Below are 3004 nucleotides of genomic sequence, written 5' to 3' on the forward strand. Positions count from 1 at the left end.
GGTGGGGAGCAGGCCGCTGTTGCGCGTCGCCCAGCCGGTGGTGGCCGCCGCCGTGGTGCTCGCCGGGCTCGCGCCCGACCTGGCGCTGCTGGTGCCGGCGCTGCTGGTGTTCGGGGTGGCCGTGGGCGCGGTGGACGCGGGCATGAACATGCAGGGCGTGGCGGTCGAACGCCGCTACGGCGTCGAGGTGCTGAACGGCTTCCACTGCGTGTGGAGCGCGCTCGGCATGGCGGCGGCGCTGTGGGCGTCGGCGGCGGCCGGCCTGCCGCCGGCGCTCGTCATGGCGATCCCGATGGTGCTCGCGGTGGCCGGCTCCCTCTACGCCGGGCGTCATCTGTGCGCCCTGGAGGAGGAGAAGGTCCCGGCCGTGGCCGATGTCGCGGCCGAGGTCGCCGGCCGGCTCCCGTGGCGGCCGATCGTCCCCCTCTGCCTGGCCATGGGCTTCCTGTACGTCGGCGACGCCGCCGTCTCCAACTTCACCACCGTCTTCATGAAGGACGTGCTGGCGGCCGGCCCGAGGGTGATCCCGCTCGCGTACGTCGCCTACCAGGCCGCCACGCTGGCCGTCCGGCTCGGCGGCGACCTCGCGGTCCGGCGCCACGGCCCCGTCGCGGTCGTCAGGATCGGCGGTGTGCTGGCCACCCTCGGGTTCCTGGGCGTCGTCCTGGCCCCGAACCAGGTGCTGGGCATCGTCGCGTTCGGGCTGACCGGGGTGGGGCTGGCGGTGGTGGCGCCGCAGTCGTTCTCGGCGGCCGGGCGGCTCGACCCGGCGGGCACCGGGGTGGCCATCGCCCGGGTGAACCTCTTCAACTACGTCGGCTTCGTCGTCGGCGCGGCCCTGGTCGGCGGGCTGGCCGACGCGGCGGACATGCGGGTGGCGTTCGCCGCGCCGCTGGTGTTGTCCGCCGCGATCATCCTGCTCGCCCCCGGCTTCGCGCCGAAGCGGGCCCGTTCAGCCGCCTGACCGGGACGGCCTCACCCCCGCACCTCCGCGACCTCGACGGGACGGCGCTCGCGCAGCGACAGGTCGGCGGCCTCGGCGACGTAGAGGGCCTCCAGCGCGTCCTCGATCGTGCACGGGCTCGGGCCGCCGCGCAGGAAGTGGTCGATCTCGGCCCGGTACGCCTCCTCGAACCGGGCCACGAAGTCGGGCCAGGGCCGGTCGGGCTCCGGCAGGCCCTCCGTGGAGTGCAGCGGGGCCCGGGGGCCGAGCCCGACGGCCTGGGTGCGCTCGGTGCCGGCCAGCTCCATGCGCACGTCGTACCCCCCGCCGTTGTAGCGGGAGCCCTGCACGGTGGCCAGCGTGCCGTCGTCGAGGGTGAGCAGCGCGGCGCTGGTGTCCACGTCGCCCGCCTCGGCGAAGAACGCGGCCCCCCGGTTGGCGCCCGTCGCGTAGACCGAGACGACCTCGCGGCCGGTCACCCAGCGCAGGATGTCGAAGTCGTGGATGTGGCAGTCGCGGAAGATGCCGCCGGACAGCGGGATGTAGTCGGCGGGCGGGGGCGCCGGGTCCGCCGTCACCAGGTGCACCCGGTGCAGCTCGCCCAGCTCGCCGGCCCGCAGCGCCGCCGCCGCGGCCACGTAGCCGGGGTCGAACCTGCGCTGGAACCCGATCTGCACCCGGTGGCCGGCGCACTCCTCCAGCACCTTGACGGTGTCGGGCACCGTGCCCGCCACCGGTTTCTCGCAGAAGACCGGCACGCCCCGGCGGCACGCCTTGACGATCAGCTCGGCGTGGGTGCTGGTCGGGGTCGCGATCACCACCGCGTCGGCCTCGAACGGGTCCCCCGGCCGGCCGTACGGCGACGTACGCACGGGGTCGGCCACGATGAGCTCCTCGACCAGCGGATGCGCGGCCAGGGTCGCGGCATGGAAGGCTCCGATCCGGCCAAGACCCATCAATCCCACACGCATGGCACCTCCAACGTTTTATCCCTCAGTCAGCGTTTTGTCCTGACATATTGGCTTTTAAGCCTCGAACGGCCTCCGCGGCCTTGTGCGCGGGCAGCCGCGCGAACCCCACCACCACCGCCGCCGGCCCCTCCGCCTCGCGCATCGGCCCGACGGGCTCGGCCGACAGGCCCAGCTCCGTGGCGATCCTGACGGTACGCTGCTCGTCCCAGCCGGCCGGCAGCTCCAGGTAGACGTGCAGGCCCGCGTCGATCCCCCCGACCCGCACGGCGGGCAGCAGCTCGGCCAGGGCGGTGACCAGCGCGTCACGGCGGCGGCGGTACTCCCTGCGCATGCGCCGCAGGTGCCGGTCGTAACCGCCGGTGCGCAGGAAGTGCGCCAGCGCGTACTGCTCGACGACCGGGGAGCCGAGGTCGAGCTGGCCCCGGGCGCGGCGGACGGCCTCGGCCAGGTCGGGCGGCGCCGCCACCCAGCCCAGCCGCAGGCCCGGCGCGAGCGACTTGCTCACGCTGCCCGACAGCACCACCCGGTCGGGCGCCAGCCCCTGCAGGCAGCCGACCGGATCGCGGTCGTAGCGGAACTCGGCGTCGTAGTCGTCCTCCAGCACGACCCGATGGCCGGCGTGGGCCCATTCCACCAGCGCCGCCCTCCGCTCCGGCGAGAGCACGACGCCCGTCGGGAACTGGTGGGCGGGCGTCACGAGCACGGCGTCGCCGCTCAGCCCGCGTACGTCGAGGCCCTGCTCGTCCACCGGGACCGGCACGAGCTGCGCCCCCGCCCGCCTGAGCAGCGGCAGCTGGCGGTGGCTCGCCGGGTCCTCCACGGCCAGCCGGAGCGGACGCTGCCCGGCCAGCACCTGCAACACCAGGCTCAGCCCCTGCGCCACACCGCCGACGATGACGAGGTTCTCGGGGCGCACGTCGGCCGCCCTGACCCGGCGCAGGTATCCGGCCAGCTCTTCGCGCAGCTCGGGCACGCCGCCGGGGTCCCCGTAATCGAGGGCGTCGGACGGTACCGTGGTCAGGACGTGCCTGACGGCCGACAGCCAGCGTTCACGGGGGAAGTGGCCGAGGTCGGGGGAGGTGGGGCGATG

The 3004-nt window shown here is 74.8% G+C and carries 3 protein-coding genes; 1 reads left to right on the forward strand and 2 read right to left on the reverse strand.

All coding sequences use genetic code 11. From position 1 onward, the window contains the following. A partial coding sequence (locus tag C1J01_RS47250) for an MFS transporter (RefSeq protein WP_111185599.1) occupies window positions 1-964 on the forward strand: 964 nt, incomplete at its 5' end. Between the two features lie 11 nt (window positions 965-975). Here C1J01_RS47250 and C1J01_RS47255 read toward each other — a convergent pair. Both C1J01_RS47255 and C1J01_RS47260 read right to left on the reverse strand, forming a co-directional pair. Next, window positions 976-1914, reverse strand: coding sequence for a Gfo/Idh/MocA family protein (locus C1J01_RS47255; protein WP_111185601.1), 939 nt, complete (start codon window positions 1912-1914; stop codon window positions 976-978). Between the two features lie 22 nt (window positions 1915-1936). Continuing rightward, a partial coding sequence (locus tag C1J01_RS47260) for an aminotransferase-like domain-containing protein (RefSeq protein ID WP_111185603.1) occupies window positions 1937-3004 on the reverse strand: 1068 nt, incomplete at its 5' end.

It is taken from the genome of Nonomuraea aridisoli, assembly GCF_003236395.1.
Taxonomy (GTDB): Bacteria; Actinomycetota; Actinomycetes; order Streptosporangiales; family Streptosporangiaceae; genus Nonomuraea; species Nonomuraea aridisoli.

Coding starts and splice junctions, on each gene's coding strand:
- C1J01_RS47255 (WP_111185601.1), bottom strand. CDS start 1,914: ATGCGTGTGGGATTGATGGGTCTTGGCCGGATCGGAGCCTTCCATGCC.